Annotated in this window: 21 protein-coding genes; 6 read left to right on the top strand and 15 right to left on the bottom strand. The window is 38.2% G+C overall.

Translation table 11 applies throughout. The annotated features are described in order from the left end of the window. Window positions 1–214: 214 nt before the first annotated feature. From FJG96_RS05905 to FJG96_RS05890, 4 genes are all read left to right on the top strand, one after another. Window positions 215–967, top strand: a complete 753-nt coding sequence (locus FJG96_RS05905; RefSeq protein ID WP_139413166.1) for a transporter substrate-binding domain-containing protein — start codon at window positions 215–217, stop codon at window positions 965–967. 78 nt (window positions 968–1,045) lie between these two features. Then, window positions 1,046–1,768: an ABC transporter permease gene (locus FJG96_RS05900; protein ID WP_139413165.1), complete on the top strand. Its 723-nt coding sequence runs from the start codon at window positions 1,046–1,048 to the stop codon at window positions 1,766–1,768. Further along, window positions 1,765–2,472, top strand: coding sequence for an ABC transporter permease (locus FJG96_RS05895; RefSeq protein ID WP_139413164.1), 708 nt, complete (start codon window positions 1,765–1,767; stop codon window positions 2,470–2,472). The genes FJG96_RS05900 and FJG96_RS05895 overlap by 4 nt, the downstream gene beginning before the upstream one ends. An 80-nt stretch (window positions 2,473–2,552) precedes the next feature. Next, window positions 2,553–3,326, top strand: coding sequence for an amino acid ABC transporter ATP-binding protein (locus tag FJG96_RS05890; RefSeq protein WP_139413163.1), 774 nt, complete (start codon window positions 2,553–2,555; stop codon window positions 3,324–3,326). 20 nt (window positions 3,327–3,346) lie between these two features. Here the strand turns inward: FJG96_RS05890 and lpxB are convergent, their stop codons facing one another. From lpxB to FJG96_RS05825, 13 genes are all read right to left on the bottom strand, one after another. Then, window positions 3,347–4,543 (bottom strand): lipid-A-disaccharide synthase, encoded by a 1,197-nt coding sequence (gene lpxB, locus FJG96_RS05885; protein ID WP_139413162.1) that lies wholly within the window; start codon window positions 4,541–4,543, stop codon window positions 3,347–3,349. After that, a complete protein-coding gene (locus FJG96_RS05880) occupies window positions 4,536–5,408 on the bottom strand; it encodes an LpxI family protein (protein WP_139413161.1) in 873 nt (290 codons plus the stop codon). Before FJG96_RS05880 ends, lpxB begins: the two co-directional genes overlap by 8 nt. 2 nt (window positions 5,409–5,410) lie before the next feature. Next, a complete protein-coding gene (lpxA, locus tag FJG96_RS05875) occupies window positions 5,411–6,235 on the bottom strand; it encodes an acyl-ACP--UDP-N-acetylglucosamine O-acyltransferase (protein WP_139413160.1) in 825 nt (274 codons plus the stop codon). A 24-nt stretch (window positions 6,236–6,259) separates the two neighbouring features. Further along, window positions 6,260–6,727 carry a 3-hydroxyacyl-ACP dehydratase FabZ gene (gene fabZ / locus FJG96_RS05870; protein ID WP_139413159.1) on the bottom strand — a complete coding sequence of 156 codons (468 nt, stop codon included), beginning with the start codon at window positions 6,725–6,727 and terminating at the stop codon, window positions 6,260–6,262. A gap of 1 nt (window position 6,728) precedes the next feature. Continuing rightward, the gene (gene lpxD / locus FJG96_RS05865; protein ID WP_139413158.1) at window positions 6,729–7,775 is read right to left on the bottom strand and encodes a UDP-3-O-(3-hydroxymyristoyl)glucosamine N-acyltransferase; all 1,047 of its coding nucleotides are present in this window, start codon (window positions 7,773–7,775) and stop codon (window positions 6,729–6,731) included. 65 nt (window positions 7,776–7,840) lie between these two features. Further along, a complete protein-coding gene (gene bamA / locus FJG96_RS05860) occupies window positions 7,841–10,237 on the bottom strand; it encodes an outer membrane protein assembly factor BamA (protein ID WP_139413157.1) in 2,397 nt (798 codons plus the stop codon). Between the two features lie 203 nt (window positions 10,238–10,440). Further along, window positions 10,441–11,589, bottom strand: a complete 1,149-nt coding sequence (locus FJG96_RS05855; RefSeq protein ID WP_139413156.1) for a M50 family metallopeptidase — start codon at window positions 11,587–11,589, stop codon at window positions 10,441–10,443. A 15-nt stretch (window positions 11,590–11,604) separates the two neighbouring features. Then, window positions 11,605–12,420 carry a phosphatidate cytidylyltransferase gene (locus FJG96_RS05850; RefSeq protein WP_139413155.1) on the bottom strand — a complete coding sequence of 272 codons (816 nt, stop codon included), beginning with the start codon at window positions 12,418–12,420 and terminating at the stop codon, window positions 11,605–11,607. Window positions 12,421–13,111: 691 nt separating this feature from the next. After that, on the bottom strand, window positions 13,112–13,672 hold the full coding sequence (gene frr / locus FJG96_RS05845; protein ID WP_139413154.1) for a ribosome recycling factor: 561 nt from the start codon (window positions 13,670–13,672) through the stop codon (window positions 13,112–13,114). Window positions 13,673–13,709: 37 nt separating this feature from the next. Then, window positions 13,710–14,429 carry a UMP kinase gene (gene pyrH, locus FJG96_RS05840; protein WP_005773640.1) on the bottom strand — a complete coding sequence of 240 codons (720 nt, stop codon included), beginning with the start codon at window positions 14,427–14,429 and terminating at the stop codon, window positions 13,710–13,712. A gap of 155 nt (window positions 14,430–14,584) precedes the next feature. Continuing rightward, on the bottom strand, window positions 14,585–15,508 hold the full coding sequence (tsf, locus tag FJG96_RS05835; RefSeq protein WP_139413153.1) for a translation elongation factor Ts: 924 nt from the start codon (window positions 15,506–15,508) through the stop codon (window positions 14,585–14,587). A 102-nt stretch (window positions 15,509–15,610) separates the two neighbouring features. Then, window positions 15,611–16,390, bottom strand: coding sequence for a 30S ribosomal protein S2 (rpsB, locus tag FJG96_RS05830; protein WP_139413152.1), 780 nt, complete (start codon window positions 16,388–16,390; stop codon window positions 15,611–15,613). A gap of 166 nt (window positions 16,391–16,556) precedes the next feature. Beyond that, a complete protein-coding gene (locus FJG96_RS05825; protein ID WP_139413151.1) occupies window positions 16,557–17,393 on the bottom strand; it encodes a cell envelope integrity EipB family protein in 837 nt (278 codons plus the stop codon). A 145-nt stretch (window positions 17,394–17,538) separates the two neighbouring features. On the opposite strand from FJG96_RS05825, the gene FJG96_RS05820 reads away from it, so the two are divergent. Further along, window positions 17,539–18,000, top strand: coding sequence for a RidA family protein (locus FJG96_RS05820; protein ID WP_139413150.1), 462 nt, complete (start codon window positions 17,539–17,541; stop codon window positions 17,998–18,000). Between the two features lie 133 nt (window positions 18,001–18,133). Then, the gene (locus FJG96_RS05815; RefSeq protein ID WP_139413149.1) at window positions 18,134–18,556 is read left to right on the top strand and encodes an HIT family protein; all 423 of its coding nucleotides are present in this window, start codon (window positions 18,134–18,136) and stop codon (window positions 18,554–18,556) included. Window positions 18,557–18,578: 22 nt separating this feature from the next. Here the strand turns inward: FJG96_RS05815 and clpA are convergent, their stop codons facing one another. After that, window positions 18,579–20,930 carry an ATP-dependent Clp protease ATP-binding subunit ClpA gene (gene clpA, locus FJG96_RS05810; protein WP_139413148.1) on the bottom strand — a complete coding sequence of 784 codons (2,352 nt, stop codon included), beginning with the start codon at window positions 20,928–20,930 and terminating at the stop codon, window positions 18,579–18,581. A 6-nt stretch (window positions 20,931–20,936) separates the two neighbouring features. Then, a complete protein-coding gene (gene clpS / locus FJG96_RS05805) occupies window positions 20,937–21,332 on the bottom strand; it encodes an ATP-dependent Clp protease adapter ClpS (protein WP_139413627.1) in 396 nt (131 codons plus the stop codon). Window positions 21,333–21,555: the final 223 nt, after the last annotated feature.

The raw sequence follows: 21,555 nt of genomic DNA, 5'->3' as shown, positions 1-21,555 counted from the left end.
TAAACACATCATTTCAATGGAAATTAAGCATCATATAACGATGAGATATTTATTTCTTCTCTCAATTAATGAAAAAGATAATTTTTTGATAATAATGTCCAGCATCGCAATCTAAAATAAACATCGATAAATTTTTGCATTGCTCCAGAAAAGCTTACAGATTATAAAAACGTGACGATTTCATATTTACCCGCTTATCCAATAGGAGAATATCATGAAACTATTAGCAGGAGCTCTTATAATAAGCGCTGCGCTATTTACCCCATTGGCTGATGCGAAAACATTAAAAATCGCCAGTGAAGGCACTTATCCTCCGTTTAGTTATATTGACTCAAATAATGAGCTTAAAGGGTTTGATATTGATATATCTTATGCCCTTTGTAAAAAAATGAATGTTGAATGTACCATTGTTACGCAAGATTTCGAGGGAATGATTCCCGGACTTATTGCAAAAAAATATGATGCTATTGTTGCTTCTCTTTCCCATACACAAGAGCGTTTACAAAAAATTGACTTTACAGACCCTTACTACGATACAGCACTGGCTGTCATTGTTACCAAAGCTTCAGGAATTAAAGATATTTCGATACAAAGTTTGAGAGGCAAAAATCTCGGTGTACAATCGAATACAACACAAGCTGTTTATGCTGAAGATCATTATACCTCTGAAGAGGTAAACATTAAACTCTATCCTTCTACAATAGAAGTGAATCGTGACCTTTTAAATCATCGACTTGATGTGATTATTGTTGATAAATTACAAGCATTAAATTGGCTTAACAATGAAGGAAAAAATTGCTGTCTCCTCTTAGGAACTCTGGAAGAAACAAAATTTCCTGTTGCAATTGCGCTGCGTCAAAACAATAATGATCTTAAAAATAAGTTCAATGAAGCAATAAAAGAAATCCGTTTGGATGGAACTTATGAGAAAATAATGAGAAAATATTTTACAAGCGATGTTTATTAAATATCGCTATGATGTTTAAATGAAACCTGCTGTTTACTTCTAAAAACATTATCTAACTCTTTCATGAGGAACACAAGAATGATTGAAAATTTAGCATTGCTATCATTTAGCAATGGTGGATGGGGAATGGTTATACTTTCTAGCGCAGGAATGACACTGTCATTGGCTTTATGTTGTGGCCTTCTTGGACTTCCTCTAGGACTTTTAAATGCTGTGATGATTCGATCTGATATTAAGATGGCAAAAGCTATTGCACGTCTTTTTTCAACGGTGTTTCGTGGGCTCCCAGAGCTTTTAACCTTGTTTTTAGTGTACTACGGATTACAAAGCCTTATCCAAAATGTCTTTGACTATTTTAATCTTGAAGTCATGTTCAGTATCAATGCTTTTGTTGCTGGTGTTCTTGCACTAAGTATGGTTCTTGCCGCTTTTTCTTGTGAAGTTTGGCTTGGAGCATTCAATATTTTTGATAAAGGGCAATATGAAGCGGCAAAAGCTTTAGGCCTTTCACGATCAACCACATTCTTTCGTATTGTCCTCCCTCAGCTCATCCAAAACGCCTTGCCAGGACTTTCCAATAATTGGCTTACTTTACTGAAAGATACATCTCTCGTTTCAACTATCGCGCTTGTTGACCTCATGCGACAAACAAATTTAGCTGTCGCTGCAACCAATAAACCCATGCTATTTTACCTTGTCGCCTGCTTACTCTATTTATTATTTTCAGCGTTTTTTGCCGCAATCTTACGCCATTTGGAAACATACACTCAAATAGGCTATAAAAAGGTACCAAGTCAATGATTCCTGAATGGCTTTATTTCCTTTTTAATCCTGATCTTTTAAGCCGTTATGGGCCAAAATTTATTGATGGCTTTATTGTTACTGTTGAGCTTGTTTCTATTTCTTGTTCTCTTGGTTTTTTTCTTGGTATGCTTATTGCTTTTGCACGTTTATCAAAAAATATGCTTTTACAATATTTTGCAAATGCTTATGTCTATTTTTTCCGCGGCTCTCCTTTGTTAGCCCAACTCTTCCTTTTTTATTATGGACTTGGTTCAATGAACAATTTTTGGCAACAGGTTGGTTTATGGTGGTTTTTTCAAAACGCGTGGTATTGTTGCCTTTTTATTTTCACACTCAATTCTGCTGCCTATCAATCTGAAATCTTTAAAGGAAGTTTTCTATCCGTAACCACTGGACAACGTGAAGCATCAAAAGCTTTAGGTCTGAGCAATTCTATCACATTTTTTAGAGTTATTCTTCCACAAGCAATGATCGTGGCATTACGCCCCTTGGGAAATGAGTTGATTTTAATGATTAAATCGAGTGCTATTGCCTCACTTGTTACTGTTTATGATTTAATGGGAATTGCTAAGCTCACTTATTCACGTACATTCGACTTCCAAGTTTACGTTTGGGCCGCACTTATCTATCTTTTTATTGTTGAACTCATTCATCGTTTTATTGTTTTTATCGAACGCCACCTCACGCGATATTTACGGTAAAATAAAATGATCATAAAAAACTTTATCAAACTAAAATGTTGAACTAATCAATTTATTCATCAATGAAAGAATAAAACAAGATGAATTTTAAAAATAATCAATCAATCTCTCCAAATCAAACCCCTGTGATCTCCATTCAAAACCTCAATAAATGGTATGGAGACTTTCAGGTCTTACACGATATCAACTTTGATGTTCAAGCTGGTGAACATATCGTTATTTGTGGACCATCCGGATCAGGAAAATCAACGTTAATTCGTTGTATTAACCAATTAGAACAAGCACAAAAAGGTTCAATCTGTATTCATAACGTTGATATCAATACCGCTCCTGTACAACAGCAAAAAAATGTTCTGCGAAAGATAGGAATGGTTTTTCAAAACTTTAATTTATTTCCCCATATGAGCGTTCTACAAAATTGTATTTTAGCCCCTATGACAGTTCAAGGACTTTCCAAACAACAAGCAAAAGAACGGGCAATTCGTTACTTAACGCATGTCGGTATTGAAAAACACTGTGAAAAATATCCTTTACAACTTTCTGGTGGACAACAACAGCGTGTTGCAATTGCTCGTGCGCTTTGTATGGAACCTGAAGTCATGCTTTTTGATGAACCCACTTCTGCTCTTGATCCAGAAAGTGTGGGAGAAGTTTTAGAAGTAATCGCTCAATTGGCCGATACTGGAATTACAATGCTTTGTGTTACCCATGAAATGGGCTTCGCAAAAAAAGTCTCAGAAAGAATACTCTTTCTAGAAAATGGAAAAATTGTTGAAGATACAGCCTCTGACAAATTTTTTACCAACCCTAAAAGCCAACGTGCCCGTGAATTTCTTGCTAAAATTAAACATTAGTCATCAACATATTACTTTATTTATATAATTTTACCCCTACTTCTTAAAAGATTGATAATCTTTTGCGCACCGACAATCCCCGATGGGACTTTTGTTTTCATTTTCTTTTCCACCATCTCAAAAGCATCGAGTTGAGCCTGGCGCAATAAAGGATTAGATAAAAGTTGTTCTACCTGTCTTGCTAACATGCCAGGACGGATCAATTCATTCAAATATTCTGGAATAATCGGCTTATCAGCAATAATATTTGGAAGAGCAGCACTCCATAACATCATTTTAGGAAAAATAAATAATTTAGAAAAATGATCAAGTTTATAGCAAAGAGCCATAGGAATTTTTGCTAAAGCTAGTTCAAGAGAAACTGTTCCATGGGCTGCAAGAGCAACATCTGCTTGCGCAAAAGCACGCCATTTTTCATCTTCACCCACAACAATTTTTACTTTGCTTTTCCAGCCCTGCACAAAATCACGGATTCTATCCACCAAATGGGGTAAAGTGGGTAAGATAATCTGTAAATGAGGGATACGTTGTACGAGAATCTCTACTGTTTCTCGAAAAATAGGCATTAGAGATCGAATCTCTAAATTGCGTGATCCTGGCAAAATAACCAATGTAGGCGATGATGTTTGGTGACCACACAAATTTCTTTGTTCTTCTTGGCGCTTTTTTTCTGACTGAACTCTCAACAGAGGAGGATATGTCAAAAGACGATGTCCAACATAGGTGGTAGAAGGACCTCCCAAATCCTGCATAACCTTTTCTTCAAAAGGAAAAACCGCTAAAACATGATCAACAAATCCGCACATAGCTTTTGCACGCTCTGGCCTCCATGCCCAAACGGTTGGTGCAATATATTTAATAATCGGAATAGAAGGCGCTAAAGTACGTACCTTTTTTGCAACACGATGCGTGAAATCAGGACTATCAATAATAATTAAACAATCAGGTTGCTCTTGTGCGATAAATTTGGATAAATTACGAATATGCAGCAGTAGCAACGGTAATTTTTTTAATACCTCCTTTAAACCTATTAAAGCAATATCATGAGAATCAAAAAAGCTTTTTAAACCTAATGCCTTTAAATGCTGTCCCCCAACACCTATCAAATGAATGTTGCCTCCTATTTGTTGTGATAAACAAGAAATTAAATCCGCTCCGAGCAAATCACCAGATTCCTCACCTGCAACCACAGCAACTTTTAAGAAACAATCATTCATGACCAAACTTTTCAAAAGTTTCTATAAATAGAGAATATTTGTTAGCTTTTTCTATTGTTGTTTTCACCGATAATATGAGACTTCTATTTGCCTCCACCGCAATACCAGATAGACCACTCTTTGCAATATTCATTATTGTTGCAGGCCCAATTGATGGCAAATCAACACGATGATCCTGTTGTGGCTTTGCACATTTTACAAGAACACCACCTTTAGGGGGAATTTGCCCTCTTTCTCGCATTTCACAAACACGCCACAACATATTATCAGTTCCCTCAGCCCCCTCCAGAGCAACCACCCTTCCTTGAACAACGACAACGGCTTGTCCTATATCCAATTGACCTAAAAGCTTTGCTGCTTGTGCTGCTAAAAAAATATCCTTCTTCTCTTTCTGTGTAGCACGCCGTACTGTTAAATTAAATTCTATAGGAGCTAAAAGATCTGGAACTATTTCGTGAGCACCGATAACAGAAAAACCGTGTGCTTCAATAACCCGTATAAAAGCTTTTAATAATGCATCGTCCCCCCTCCTCAAAGCCCCAATTAACTTAGGAAGAGCTAAAAATGTTGTCCAGTCCAATCGCAATTGTGTAAGAAGTGGTCGCTTTTTCACACCACCTGCCAAAACAACATTATAAACTCCGGCTTCTTTTAAGATTTTAACGAGTCGCGCTAACTCTACAATTGATAGCTCGCAGTGCTCATAACGATAAAGAACAGAATCTGCCTCACCATGCAAAAGCACAAGAAAAGGATTTTCTCCATTCTTCTCAAGAGCCTGTGCAACAGTAATCGGTAGAACACCACTTCCTGCTATAATAGCAGTACGGCCGGAAAGAAAATTTCTGGCACCCCACATAGGCATTTTTAATCCTTATGTTCTTTTATTCTATCACCTTCAAATTTTGGTGTACAATAAAAACGCTTTCCTTCTTCTTTAATAAAATTAACAACGTCAGCAACCGACTGAGAAGAAGAATAGAAAGAAGCAACATCATTAACACGCTCTTTAAATGGCTTGCTATGATCAAAAAGCATGGCAACCGCATGACGGAGTGCGTGAATATCTTGACGCTCAAGCCCTGCACGCTTCATGCCAATAATATTGAGTCCGGCAAGTTTTGCCTGCACACCAACAGCTGTTCCATAAGGAATCAGATCACCCACCAGTGCAGATACACCACCGATAAATGCATGATGTCCAACACGAACAAATTGGTGAACAGCAGCACCACCACCGATAATCACATAATCACCAACAGTAACATGACCAGCAATCATCGCATTATTAGCAAATGTTACATGATTGCCCACATGACAATCATGAGCGATATGCGCATAACAAAAAAATTGACAATTATCACCAACAACTGTCATTCCTACACTCGAATCGGAGCCTCTATGCATTGTTACGCCTTCACGAATCGTACAATTCTTACCAATAGAAAGGGTCGTAGCTCCCCCTTTATGTTTATTATTTTGCGGATCTGCCCCCAAAACTGCATGAGAAAATACTTTACTCTTGGCTCCTAATGTTGTTTTTCCCATTATTACAACATGACTTGTCAAACTACATTCATCACCAATAACAGCCTCTGAACTAATATGGCAAAATGGCCCAACGCGTACATTCTCACCAAGCTGCGCTCCCTTCTCCACAAGAGCAGTTGGGTGGATTTTCGTACCGGACATTTTTAAATTCCCATCAAATATCGTTTATTCTTCTTCAACAATCATCGCAGCAATTTCTGCTTCAGCGACGCGGACATCTTCTACTTTTGCAACACATGAAAAACGCCTCATACCAGATCTCTTTTTCAAAAGCTGAACGTGAATTTTAAGCTGATCACCAGGCATAACAGGCTTACGAAATTTCGCATTATCAACCGTCATAAGGTAGACTAAATTTGTTTGTTTATTGCCTAAATTTAAAAGTGCTATTGCTCCAGCCGTTTGTGCCATAGCTTCTAAAATTAAAACCCCAGGCATAACAGGCTTTGCAGGAAAGTGTCCTGTAAAATGCGGCTCGTTAATCGTTATATTTTTAATCCCAATCGCTTCTTGTTCACCATCAATATCAACAATACGATCAATCAATAAAAATGGATAACGGTGCGGTAATATTGAGAGCAATTTTTCAATATCAACAGCCTCTAAATCTCTAGTTTCTTCAGTGCTGATCATCTCAGCTTTTCTCCTTTTTAACTTTTCCCATACTGCGCAATGCCGCTACTTCACGAAACCATTGTTTAAATGGTCGTGCTGGGCTCCCTCCCCATTTTTCACCATCCGGAATGTCATTCATAACGCCACTACGAGCAGCAATCTGAACACATTTTCCTATCACGATATGATCCGCTACTCCAACCCCTCCGCCAAGCTGAGACATATCGCCTATCGATGTACTCCCAGCAATTCCACATTGAGCGGCAATAAGGCAATAACGACCAATTTTTACATTGTGTGCAATTTGTACAAGATTATCAATCTTGCTCCCTTCTCCAATAACAGTATCTTGAAATGTTCCTCGATCAATCGTGGTATTCGCACCAATTTCCACACCATCCTCAATAATAACGCGACCAAGTTGTGGAACTTTCTCGATTCCATCTTCCCCCCCAACATAACCAAAACCATCTTGCCCAATGCAAACTCCAGGATAAAGCTGAACCCTATTACCTATTAAAGAACACTGAACGGTTACTTTAGGAGCAATATAGCAGTCACGCCCAATACGGCAATTTTCACCGATAACAGCTGTAGATGAAATAAGAGTGCCTGCACCAATCTCAACATTTCTACCAATAACAGCTCCCGCTTCAATACACACATCATGGGCAAACTTAGCCGTTGGATGAATATGCGCATGCAGTGAAATCTCTTTTTGTCCTAACCAAGGCATTGGCTTGACAGAATCAGGAAATAAAATACGACCAATCTGAGCAAAATCACGCTGCGGCGTGGATGTCACCAAAATTGCCATCGTTTCAGGAACTTTAAAAACGATATCATTCGTACAAAAAACAGCAACAGCAGAACTATCTCGTAGAGCATCAGAAAACTTCCGATGCTCCACAAAAACAAGAGAACCTTCTACAGCACTCTCAAGCGAAGAAAGAGTATTGATAACTTTATGAGAAAACTCTGGATTAAGAAGCTTTGCACCCGTCAACTCAGCAACATTTGCAACTGTCAATTGCTGGGACGGCGTAAAAAAAAATGTATCCGCCATCAAAACACTTTCTCTCCCAGCTTAAGCTATTCTCTTCAAGTTTTTCCTTCTTAAAACCACTCAAATCAGAATTTCGTAGAAATACCAAAGTTCAATTGCTGTAAACGATCTCCCTCCTGCTTTGTTATTGGCCAAGCATAATCAAAACGCAAAGGACCAAACGGAGATTCCCACATCAAACTCACACCTGCAGATGAGCGCCAAGCACTTTTGGTATGGGTAACAGGCGGCTCACCCTTAAAAACGGCTTTATAATTATTGCCATAGAGCGTAGCAACATCGGCAAATAAAGCACCGCGCAATCCAAATCCTTCAGGTACAATAGGGATAGGAAACTGTACTTCAGCAGTCGCATTCATATATGTCGTTCCCCCTAAGAAATAAACTTCACCTTTACTGGAAACCTGTCGTGGACCTATTCCATTGTATTTGAAACCTCGGAGCATATCCGTATTCGCTTTAAACATATCGAAAATACGAACACCCTCTTTGCCTATTTCGTGGATATAACCACCGCCAAAGGAAAGTAAACCAACAATATCCCTTTGATCAGAGAGAGTCTTGTACATCATCGCCTTACCCGTGGTCTTCAAGAACTTGGCTCTCCCACCAAGTCCGGCATATTCCTGCAGAAGATGCACGTACCATCCATCATGGGGGTTTCTCATATCGTCAATCGTATTATAGGTTAAACCATAACTAATTGATGAACGTTTCCATGGGCTTTGCTTAGCTGCTTGAACAATCGCACCAGAATATTTCCCATATAATTCTATTATATCACTCTCTTTGTTAAAATCATACTCTCCACCAAAATCATATTCTTCTTGTACATAAGAATAAGCAACATTCGCAGATAATTGATTATTAATAGGCAACGAAAACCGTAGTGATCCCCCTGTCTGCCGTACATCATAGGCTTTATCAGCACGATAAGTGCTGCGAAAAACATCAACGCCAGCCGATAAACGGTACCCTAAGAAATAAGGATCAACAAATGTTAAATTATAATTACGAGATTTTTCTTGCCCTGCTCCTAACCCTAAACGAACATACTGACCACGGCCCCCAAGATTACGCTCAGTAACAGAGACTTCAAGCGACATACCAGGGCTTGTTCCCCCCGTTGTATAACCTCCAGAAAGAGAGAGATCCCCTGTTGAAGCTTCAACGACATCTATCACCAAAACAACTTGGTCAGATTGCTCAGTAGGAACCATTGAAATATTAACAGCTTTGAAAAAACCTAAATTTTCTAGACGACGTTTCGCCCGCTGTAATAAAGTTTGATTGTAAGCATCTCCTTCGTTTAAATCAAGCTCACGACGAATGACGTAATCACGCGTTTTCTCATTGCCACGGATATCAATACGCTGAATATAAGCACGTGTACCTTGTTCAATATTATATAAAATTGAAATTGTATGATTTGATAAATCACGGTTTCCCCGTGGTTCAACTTTAGCAAAAGCATATCCTGAATCAGCAACCTTATTATTAATAATAGCAACAGACTGTTCAATATCTTCTGCACTATAAACATTCCCTGGCTGGGTTTTAAGCTTGCCTTTCACAGATTGAACATCAATTCCATCAACATCACTTTCAACCTGAATATCACTAATTTTATAACGTGGCCCTTCATCAAGCACGAAAGAAATTTTATACGTATTGCTTGCGGCATCAAAAGTCGCTTTAGAAGAGACAACACGAAAATCCGCATAACCACGATTATAATAAAAGCGCCGTAAAGCTTCTTCATCAGCAGCAAGACGCTCTTCACTGTAAACATCGCCTCCCAACAACTTTGAAAAAATTCCTGAAGACTTTGTTGAAATCACATCACGCAACCGGCGGCTTGCAAAGACACTATTTCCCTTAAACGAGATATCACCAATCTTTGTTTTTTGTCCTTCAACAACATTAAATACCACATTAACACGCCCTTTTCCAAGGTTTATCGTTTGAACGTTAACAGTGATATTATTACGACCTAGCGTTTTATAAGCCTCACGAATTGTATTTATATCAGCAGAAAGCTTAGCAGAATTAAAAGGTTCATTTGGCTTTAAAGAAATAAACCGTTTAAGATCTGGATCTTTAAAAGATTTATTTCCCTGAAATAATATTTGATTGACAACCTCATATTCTTTTACGAATACAATCAATTTATCACCTACTTGATTTATTTTAACATCATAAAATAAACCTAACTCGAAAAGATTCTTCACAGCATGATCAACATCACCACTTGAAATCCCTTGTCCAGCCTTAATACCCATATTGTCCCGAATCGCCTGAGAACTTACAAACTTATTCCCACGAACCTCAATAGAACGGACTACAGATGCTTGTATTTCTCCAACCGCAGCAATTGACATAAAAACCGTTGCTGGGGCAATCATCCCCATCTTTAACACCAACACAGATGCTGCATTTAAAAACTTTGAATTTGTAGTCATTGGCTTTTTTACCTTACTCTTGTTCCTTGGACATGATGCCTTAAAAAGCTAACTGCCATAACAACCTTTTTACAGCGAGACTTTTCATCCCTTAATTACTCATTATAATGTACGACGCCACAATATTTTGCAGACATGGTAAACAACCTTCAATTTGTTTTTGCTATTATTACCCAATTTACAAAGTGTTTTCCATAATTTAATTAGCTAAACCAACAAAAATAATCATTAAAGAAGACAAAAATCATAAAAAGCAGAAGAAGGGAAAAACCTAAACGAAAAAAAATTCCCTGAATTTTAGTGGATATTTTTCTCCCAGTAATGACCTCAATGACATGAAATAAAAGATGCCCACCATCAAGCGGTAGAATCGGAAAAAGATTAATAAGCCCAACGCTTATTGAAAGAAAAGCGGCCAAATTCAATAAAGAAATAAAACCTGTCTCGCTCACTTTCCAAGCAATTTTTACGGTTTTAGAAGGTCCACTTAGCCGACAACGATCTTCTTTGCCTCCGATTAAACGACTCATAAAAAGAACAGTTTGAGTGGCAATAAACTCTGTACGGTTTAAGGCTTCTCCTATAGCTGTTACAAAATCATAGCGAATATGTTTTATATAAGTTGGATCTAAACGTGGAGGATTATTTAAATCAACAGGAACACCTACACCGATCATAGCACTTTGTGTTCGATTCCCAAATCCATCATCTCGCTCAATAATTTTGGGGGTGATGACAGTGGTAAACACGCGCCCCATGCGTTCTATTTTAAACTCTATCGGTTCTCTTCCATGAAAAGCTACATAATTCATCAAATCTTCAAAACTTTCAACCCGTCGACCATCCATTTCAACAAAGCGGTCCCCTAATTCCAAACCGGACTGAATGGCAGGGCTCTCTTTTACCAAAGAACCAACAACGGGTTCAATGGCGACACGACCAAAAGTGAAGAAAAAAAACGTTAAAATAACGATAGTAAAAAGAGCATTGAAAAAGGGACCAGCAAAAACAGTTGCTGCTTTTTTCCAAGCATGTGCACTGGCAAATGAACCATCAATAATCGGAGATGATGGTGATAATAGCACCTCATCTTTATCCTCCTCCCCAACAAATTTTACATACCCGCCTAAAGGGATAAGGGCTAAACGCCATTTCGTACCATGCTTATCTGTGTAACTGGCTATTTGTGGTCCAAATCCAAGTGAAAAAACTAACGCCTTAATACCACACCAGCGGCCAATGAGATAATGCCCAAGTTCGTGCACAAAAATGATAAGCATAATGATGAAAAGAATATTCAAACTTCTTAAAAGAAAATCACCTATAGTGATCATATAATTTAAAAGTCCCAAAATATCTTCTCCCCATTAAATCATGCTAAAAAGATTAAAAGGTGCATCCATGTCAGAAATCAATGAACCAATTAAATAAAGAATACAAGTTGCTCCTACCAATCCATCCATACGATCCATAAAACCACCATGTCCAGGCAATAAAGAACTGGAGTCTTTAACGGAAAAACGTCTTTTAAGCCATGATTGTCCTAAATCACTCAATTGTGAAACAATTGACAAAACAAGTGTAAGGAGTGGCACAAAAAAACTTGCTGAATTTATATCAAAAAATCCAAAAGCAACCCATATACCACCGAAAACGCCGATAAATGTACCACCAAGTGCTCCTGACCATGTTTTATTAGGAGAAAATTGTGGTGCTAATTTAGGCCCCCCTAATGCACGTCCAATAAAATATCCACCAATATCGGTTCCCCACACTATCGTAAATAAGAAAATAACGACTTGGAACCCCAACATCTCGTGATCCCGTAAAAAGCATAAAGCCACAACAGGAAAAGATGCATATAAAAAACCACAAAAAACCCAACCACTGTTTTTTATGGATATAATAGCCAACACTGCAGCCAATACGATTAAAGCACAAAAAATCAATGAAGCTGATACATTCAACACTAAAAAAAAGCCAAAGAGAAAATAAAAAATACCTGCTAATATCTTTTGTAAAACACACCACTTCTCTTGAGTAATATTTATCCACTCATAAAGAATAAAACTGCCAATACACCATGCAAACAAAAAAAAGGTGGTCCCTCCCAACCATGTTAGATACAAAGCAATAACGCCAAACACGAAAGCCGTTAGAACACGATAAACCAAATTAGACAAAACAACATCCAAACAATAAAAATAGAAAATACAAGCTCTAAAATTGATGCAAGAAAAACTTCCCTACCCAGTATTTTTATTTCATACTTGTGCAAATCTCTCTTATAATTTACCATAAACGATTTAGTTTACCAAGATAGCGCTTATACGACGAATAATCAATGAAAACAGATCAAAAATCTTCCTTATCTAGATTAATCTTAAAATAAATTTTCAAAGATTTTCTTAAACATAAAATGAGAAAGTGGTTATCTACGCCCTACATAAATTAACTTAGAGTTTTTTTCGTATAAAAGAGCTGCTCTATTAACTCTCCATCATTAAAAAACGAATTACGCCCCATAACATCCGCTTGCCCCATCATTCTGGCGCATACTTTATAATAGGCACTAAGAGTAAAGAAATATTTTTTGTGCTATATTACTCCAACCCCATCTTAGAATATTTAAACCACCCCTCACAATGTTTCTCATCACGTGGTTTAATAATTCCTCCAGTAAAGGGAAGACTTCACTCACAGATTAAAGAATAAAAGCATAAACTCTTTTAAATCAATCTCTCCCCTATCAAGATGATAAAATAGCCCCCTCCCTCACACCTTGCTATCACAGCGCACATGACTCTCTGCTCTTATCCATAAAAATAATTTACACGCTGAGGGTAAAATATTTTTCCTAGCGAAAAAAACGCCTTAAACATGCATAATTTCAGATTCCTTCACGGCTAAAATTTTATCGATATCAGCAATGGTTTCATCTGTGAGTTTTTGAACTTTTTCGGATAAACTATGGGCTTCATCTTGTCCAATTTCACCATCTTTTTCTAATTTTTTTAAATTGTCCATACCATCACGACGAACATGACGTGTCGCAACACGCGCTTGCTCTGCATAGTGATGTGCAATTTTTACAAGTTCTTTACGGCGCTCTTCATTCAACTCAGGTAAAGGAATACGTAAATTCGTACCATCAGTGATAGGATTCAAACCAAGACCAGAATCGCGAATAGCACGCTCGACAGCTCCTACCATCGTTTTATCCCATACAGAAACAGAAAGCATCCGAGGTTCGGGAACAGAAATATTAGCAACCTGATTAATGTGTACAACAGAACCATAAGATTCAACGGTCAATGGTTCTAATAAACTCGCAGATGCCCGTCCCGTCCGTAAGCCACCCAACTCATGTTTAAAAGCCGTAATAGCGCCATCCATGCGGCGTTTCAGATCATCCATAATTGATGCAACATTCATATTTCTGTCTCCTTCAATTGTCCTTTGAAGCTTACTCTTATTCCGATACCATTGTAAAGCGCCCTGTTCCATTCAAGACCTTAGCTAATCCGCCTTTTTCATGAATGGAATACACAATAATCGGTACATTATTCTCACGGGCTAAAGTGACCGCCGTTGAATCCATAACCGATAATCCCCATTGCAAAATTTCAACATGTGTTAATTGGTCAAAACGCTTAGCTGTAGGATCTATTTTGGGATCGGCTGAATAAATACCATCAACTTGTGTTCCTTTAAGAAGAACATCCGCACCAATTTCTGCTGCACGTAATGTCGCAGCAGAATCAGTGGTAAAAAATGGATTTCCGGTACCACCCGCAAAAATAACAACTTTTCCCTGATTCATATAAGCTATTGCTTTACGTTGCGAAAAACTTTCACAAATTTGTGGCATAGCAATCGCAGAGAGTACAACAGTTTCAACGCCTAATTTTGTCAATGATGTTCGCAATGCTAAAGAATTAATAGCCGTTGCAAGCATTCCCATATGATCACCTGTCACGCGATCTCCCCCATGCGAAGCAACAGCAACACCACGAAAAATATTTCCCCCACCAATAACAACCGCCACTTCTATCCCCATTGCGCGCACTTCTGCAATATCAGCGGCAATACGATCGACAACAGAAACATCAATACCAAAACTCTGCCCCCCCATAAGAGCTTCACCAGAAGCCTTTAAAAGAATACGTTTATACGGAAGTGCTAATGCCATTCATAATCTCCCCAAAAGCACATTGTCTTTTTGCTTTTGACACCACGAAGGGCACCACTTTTTTCACGTGACGCCCTCTTAACAATCACATCGTTTCAATTAGAGGCTCTAAAACCAATGAGGATTTTAAATCTCTGATCAAGAATTTGCAATAACTAGCCTTTTGCTGCTGCCGCAACTTCTGCAGCAAAATCAGACTCCTCTTTTTCTACACCTTCACCAAGTGCAAAACGAACAAAGCCTGTGATTTTCGCTGGAGAACCTATTGATTTCTCAGCGTCCTTTAAAGCAGCCTCAACAGTCATATCAGGATTCATAACAAAAGCTTGAGAAAGTAAGACAACCTCTTCAAAAAACTTACGCATACGTCCTTCCACCATTTTTTCAATGATATTTTCAGGCTTTCCAGACTGACGTGCTTGATCTGAAAAAATTGCTTTTTCACGCTCAATGGCACCAGCATCAACATCTTGTGCTGTAAGTGCTAATGGATTGGTTGCCGCAATATGCATTGCAACCTGCCGACCAAAAGCAAGAGCTGCTTCTTTATTTCCCGTTGTTTCAATTGCAACCAAAACACCAAGCTTTCCAAGACCATCAGCCACACTATTGTGTATATAAGTCGCAACAACACCATTCTCAACAGATAATTTAACAGAACGACGAAACGTCATATTTTCGCCAATCGTACCAATTGCATCTTTAATTGCAAGCTCTACAGTCTTCTCAGAGCCTGGATAAAGAGAAACAGAAACAGATTCAACATCACCTGGCGTATCCAAAGCGGCAGTTGCTACTTTGCGCACAATGTCTTGGAATCCATCATTGCGTGCAACAAAATCTGTTTCAGAATTAATCTCAACCAAAACTGCATGTGAATCTTTTGATACGACTCCAATTAATCCCTCAGCGGCTGTACGACCAGCCTTTTTATCTGCTTTTGCTATCCCTTTTTTACGAAGCCAATCAACAGCAGCTTCCATATCACCATTGGTTTCTGCCAACGCTGCCTTACAGTCCATCATTCCGGCGCCAGATAATTCTCGAAGTTCTTTTACTTGTGCAGCAGTAACGCTCATGTTTGCCTCTTCATTCTGTAACAGTGAAAGCGCGCAAATCTCCTCTGCACGCCTATAACTTTTTCTTTAGATAATAAAAGTACCTTAATTAGGCGTTTTATATTACTCAGAAACTGCTAAAACCGCATTTTCTTCCAAAATAGGCTCCACAGGTGCATCAATTTGAGCTCCTAAATCGACACCCATTGCACCTTGTTGACGAGCAATACCATCAAGAGCAGCACGAGCAAAAAGATCGCAATAAAGAGAAATCGCACGTGAAGCATCGTCATTCCCTGGTATGGGATGTGTTACATCATCAGGATCACAATTGGTATCAATAATAGCAATCACTGGAATATTTAAACGTTTTGCTTCTTGGAGTGCAATATTTTCTTTATTGGTATCGATAACAAAAATAAGATCTGGGACAGACCCCATATCTTTAATACCACCAAGCGCACGATTGAGCTTTTCACGATCACGCTCAAGATTTAAACGTTCCTTTTTAGTAAAGCCTTGTGCTTCAGCAGCAAGAATTTTATCAAGCTTTCGCAAACGATGTATCGAATTGGAAATCGTTTTCCAATTCGTCAGCATACCACCAAGCCAACGCGCATTAACATAATATTGGGCGGAACGATTTGCTGCATCAGCGATAATTTCAGATGCCTGCCGTTTCGTGCCAACAAAGAGAATACGACCACCGCGCGCAACAGTGTCTGAGACAAGTTTAAGCGCTTGATGTAAAAGTGGAACGGTCTGAGCAAGGTCAATAATATGAATATTATTACGCTGACCATAAATATAGGGGGTCATTTTAGGATTCCAGCGATGAGTCTGGTGACCAAAATGCACACCTGCTTCTAAAAGCTGGTGCATCGTAAAATCGGGTAGTGCCATAAATCTTATCCTTTCCGGTTCAACCTCCGCGGAAAAAGCAGGAAAACCTACTACCGGCGGATGCTTGCTAGACTTTTCTTACAGATATCTATAAACACCCAAACTCCGCGTGCGGAATAGTGCAAACATACTAATATTTGATTCTTTTTCAAGTTATTTTCTTCAATCATTTAATATTTACATTTTCACATTGATCAAGATCTTTTCCAAGTTCAAGGAATTCAAGACTGTTCAATTTTGCACGCACTGAAAAAGTTCCATAATCCATATGAAGATCACGCATGACACCATTCTCATGTAAAAGAAAACTGCTCTGATAAATCGGTAAACCATCTTTATTTTCACCATCATCAAAATAAGAGATTGTAACAGGCCAATATTCTTCTTCATCCAATTTTTTCATTTTTTCCGTCTCGCTATCAGATAAAAGCGCTTTCTTTTCCCCGATGACGATACTTTCTTTTATAACTTTATCCGCTTTATTTGTCCCATCAAACACAGTAACATTATAAAAATGATCCCCCGCTTTTGCATGGCGAATAATATTCTTTAATTGCATTATTGGGAATTCAGCCATTGCAAGCTTATACTCTTTTTCCTTTGGTTTTTTTAAGGTAACTGTAATACCATCTCCTGTCCGCTCGGCGACCCCTTCAGCACGATGCGCAACCTCTTCCCCTTCTTGATCGGTAACATTAAAACGAAACGTACGGCTATCTCCTGTTTCATAACTCGTCGTCTGTTGATCCGTTAAACGGACCGGCATATCTTCAACATGAAGACGGCTAATGAAACGAAAACGTGTGCTATAGCCTTGGCATGCCGAACCAGTAAGCTCGTAAACCATTCGCCCTGACATCCCAGAAATTGTCATTTCATGAGAAACATTATCGAGCTGAAAATCATAAATTGCTCGATGAGGCACAATAAAAATAGGCTCTTCAGCTTTCGCCGTACAGAAAAAAACAATATATAAGATTATTGTAAATAATGCTCTAATCATTCCCAACTTCCAAACTTTATTCCCGTTCCATAACATCATACAATAAGGCAAAAAAGGCTAATTTCTCAATTAACCACACATTTCCTTCAATAAAAAAATAGGTTATGCAATGATATGTTTATAGAATAGCTATGGAGTTTAAATTATGACCAATGTAATTGAAAGAAACTTAGAAAAGTTCGGAATCACTCTTCCTGCAGCAACGCAACCCCTTGCCAATTACATCACAACTTCACAAAGTGGTAATCAACTCTTTATTTCTGGACAGCTCCCTCTTATGAATGGAAAACCTATAGCCATCGGTAAAGTTGGTAGCACTGTGAGTCCTGAGCAAGCTAAGCAAGCATCTGAAGCTTGTGCTCTTAATATTCTCGCTCAACTCAAAGCAACTCTGGGTAACCTCGATAAAATAAAACGCGTGGTAAAAATTACTGTTTTTGTGGCTGTTGATTCCCATTTTACCGATATCCCTTTTGTTGCCAATGGAGCTTCTGATTTATTTGTCAATATTCTTGGTGAAATTGGGAAACACGCCCGTTCTGCTATTGGTGTTTCTTCTCTCCCTATGGATGTTCCTGTAGAAGTTGAAGCCATCATAGAAATCTAAATCTTTATTAAAGACAGTGCGTTCCTTAAAGATCACTGAAGGTAAAATATTTTTTTATCTTACACTCTGATAAACCTTGCACTTTTCCGTTTTGACATTAAAATTCCACCTTATAATAAAAGGAAATATTCGTATGAAACAAGCTTATGACAATAACAATATTTTTGCTAAATTAATTCGTAATGAAATCCCTTCTGTTCGCGTTTACGAAGATGATGATGTTATTGGATTCATGGATATCATGCCACAAGCACCAGGTCATACACTGGTCATTCCTAAAAAAGGCTCTCGAAACTTACTTGATGCCGATACTGAAATATTATTTCCTGTTATTAAAGCTGTTCAAAAAATCGCTAATGCTGTCAAAAAAGCCTTTCAAGCCGATGGCATAACGATCATGCAATTTAATGAAGCGGCTAGTCAACAAACCGTTTATCATCTCCATTTTCATATTATACCACGTATGGAAGGAATAGAACTTACCCCTCATAATGGAGTGATAACACCTACAGAAATACTTGAAGAGAATGCTAAAAAAATTCGTGCCGCCCTATGATAAGCCCTTTTGTAGCATATTCTTAAGATGTTGCACTTTTCTTTCCTACAGTTTTTTTATTAAAATTTTTCGTTTTACTTTTCTTTGAGCCAACAGATAGATTAGAAGAGGAAATTTCTAACTGTAATCTTTCTTTTTCGCCATTTGATTTTTGTGTCAATACGCGAACGATGCCGCCGTTGCGTAACTTTCCAAATAAAATTTCATCTGCTAATGGCTTTTTAATATATTCTTGTATAACACGTCCTAATGGGCGTGCTCCCATCTGAGAATCATATCCTTTATTGGAAAGCCATAAAGTTGCAGAAGGACTTAATTCAAAACAGATCTCCCGATCAGCTAATTGTCCTTCAAGCTGAAAAATAAATTTTTGCACGATCTGATTGATCGTTAAGTAAGATAAAGGTGCAAACGGAATAATTGCATCCAACCGATTACGAAATTCTGGTGTAAATAACCGATTGATTGCTTCTATGTCTTCACCATCACGGCGGACTTTCCCAAATCCAATCGCTGATTTTGCCATATCTGAAGCACCAGCATTGGTTGTCATAATCAAAATAATATTGCGGAAATCAATTTTCTTGCCGTTATGGTCTGTTAATCGACCATAATCCATGACCTGCAATAAAATATTAAATAACTCCGGATGAGCTTTCTCAATCTCATCGAGCAATAAGACTGCGTGAGGTTTCTGATCAACGGCATCTGTAAGGAGACCTCCTTGATCAAACCCTATGTAACCTGGAGGAGCACCGATTAAGCGCGCTACCGTATGGCGTTCCATATATTCTGACATATCAAAACGTAAGAGCCCAATACCTAAAGACGATGCAAGCTGTTTTGCAACTTCAGTTTTTCCAACCCCAGTTGGTCCGGAAAATAAATAACTTCCTATTGGTTTATCTGGTTCGCGTAAACCTGCTCGCGCCAATTTTATGGATGACACTAAAGCGGAAATTGCCTGATCTTGCCCGTAAACAACATGCTTGAGTTCTCTCTCAAGCTTACTCAATATCTTCTGATCATTCCGTGAAACTGTTTTGGGTGGAATCCTTGCAATTGTTGCAACGGTCGCTTCAATTTCTTTAACACCGATAGTCTTTTTGCGCTGTTTTCGTGGCAATAGCTTTTGTGCTGCACCACTTTCATCAATAATATCAATTGCTTTGTCAGGCAACCTACGATCAACCATATAGCGTGAAGATAACTCTACGGATGCCTTCATCGCCTGATCTGTATATTTGATCTGATGAAAATCTTCAAAGTAGGGCTTCATCCCCTGCAAAATCTTAATCGCATCAGGAACAGAAGGTTCATTAATATCAATCTTCTGGAAACGGCGCTCTAAAGCACGATCCTGTTCAAAGAATTTTCGATATTCTCTGTAAGTTGTCGACCCGATACATCGCATAGTTCCAGAAGATAATGCAGGTTTTAAAAGATTTGCTGCATCCATATTTCCCCCTAATGTTGCCCCTGCTCCAATTAAGGTATGAATTTCATCAATAAATAAAATAGCATCTGGATATAGCTCAAACTCTTTAATAACTTGCTTTAATCGTTCCTCAAAATCACCGCGATAACGTGTACCAGCAACAAGTCCCCCCATATCAAGAGAAAATATCGTTGCATTTGATAAAACTTCAGGTACTTGCCCATCAACAATACGCTTTGCTAATCCCTCAATGATAGCGGTTTTTCCTACTCCAGGATCACCAACCAAAAGCGGATTATTTTTTGATCTTCGACATAAAATTTGAATCATGCGTGAAATTTCTTTTTCGCGGCCAATTAATAAATCAATTTTCCCATTCCGCGCTTTACAATTGAGATCAACACAATAACCCGTTAAAGCATTCGTTACCCTTTCACCATTTTCTGAAATCTGCTGATCTAATTGCTCTTCAAGTCCTTCAAGTAACATGGATAATCCATCATCACGCGTAATACCATGTGAAATAAAACGGACAGCATCATAGCGTGTCATTCCCATCTCTTGAAGAAAATAGGCTGCATGGCTTTCACGTTCAGAAAAAATTGCAACAAGAACATTTGCCCCTGATACTTCATCTTTTCCAGCAGATTGAGCATGTATCACCGCACGTTGGATAACACGCTGGAAAAAAGCTGTAGGCTTTGTATCCTCATCAGCTCTAATCTGTTCATCTAACTCTGAGCGAAGATAGTTGGTTAAGCGCTCGCGCAATTCCTCCACATCTACTTGGCATGCTTGAATAACGGAATTCGCATCGGCATCATCTAACAGTGCAAGAAGAAGATGTTCTAATGTTGCATATTCATGTCGTGCTTGAGTGGCAATTGTTAATGCACGATGCAAAACCTCTTCAAGACTAGGTGTAAAAGATGGCATAATTCCTCACTTCCATTCCATTACACATTGTAACGGATGTTCATTTTGACGTGCACACTCCCTCACTTGTACAATTTTCATTTCAGCAACTTCATAAGTATAAGTTCCGCATTCGCCTATTCCATTGTGATGAACATTTAACATAATCCGCGTTGCCTCTTCGAAACTTTTTTTAAAAAAGTTTTTCAAAACGAAAACAACAAAATCCATAGGTGTGTAATCATCATTCAGTAAAAGAACGCGATATAATTTAGGTTTTTGCGGTTTTACCCTAGCCTTAGGTATTATAACCGCACTATGCCTACTTTCATCCCAATTCTTGCCTTTTTCATTATGTATAATATGGAGTTTTTCATTATACATAATATGAGATATAGAGTTTATTATGAGTGTTTGTCCCATTATCATTTTCCATAGAGCAAATTTCTTATTAATTTTAAATTCTTTCAAAACTATTGCAATAGCTCTTTCTTATGAGAAGAGACTTTCCTCTTATGGTTAGATTGAAGTCACTCATAAAATAACTTCTGTAAACAAATTAGTAATACCATTCGTCTAAACTGCATCAGCATGTTACAGAAAAGGAAGCTTTATAGAAGTTTTTCAGAGTAAATGGAGAAATAGG

This window comes from Bartonella mastomydis (genome assembly GCF_900185775.1).
Lineage (GTDB): Bacteria > Pseudomonadota > Alphaproteobacteria > Rhizobiales > Rhizobiaceae > Bartonella > Bartonella elizabethae.
The sequence above is the reverse complement of the archived record's forward strand: the minus strand, read 5'-3'. Positions and strand labels throughout refer to the sequence as shown.